We start from the raw sequence: 435 nt of genomic DNA on the forward strand, positions 1-435 counted from the left end.
GGTATGTCGCTCCTCACGACACGATGGTAGCGTTTGGCGAGCGTCACACCCACACCGCCAGTTGGGCGAAGGGAACGTACAGCAAGAGCCCGTTGGGCATGACCGACCGCGAGGAGCTGTCCGCATACCGGTTCGGCAATCCGCAGACCGTCACCTCTGAAGCAGCCGAACAGGACTCCGCTCCGTCATGCTGACCTTCGGCGATCTCCTCGACCTGGCCGGCATCGCGCGGCATGAAGTCCGCCTGCTTCGCCACCAGGACAACCGCTACACGGGCTTCCGCTCCCCTTACGTCCTGTGGCGCGACGATCGGCCGCGGTTTGAGGCATATCAGGAGACGCAGGCGATTGGCGACGCCGGCCAGCTCCGCGCGCCCTACTGGGCGTCCTTTGTCGGGGTCCCGGGGAAGGAGACGCTGTTTGTCGGTCTCTATGC

2 protein-coding genes are annotated in these 435 nt (G+C 65.1%); both read left to right on the forward strand.

What is annotated here, in order from left to right; translation table 11 throughout:
- Window positions 1–194 (forward strand): hypothetical protein (locus tag ACU8YE_RS25515; protein WP_446930394.1); only part of this gene is annotated, 194 nt, incomplete at its 5' end.
- On the forward strand, window positions 188–435 hold a 248-nt coding region (locus tag ACU8YE_RS25520), incomplete at its 3' end, for a hypothetical protein (RefSeq protein WP_446930396.1). The genes ACU8YE_RS25515 and ACU8YE_RS25520, both read left to right, overlap by 7 nt.

The sequence above is a fragment of the Ralstonia sp. VS2407 genome, assembly GCF_052950655.1.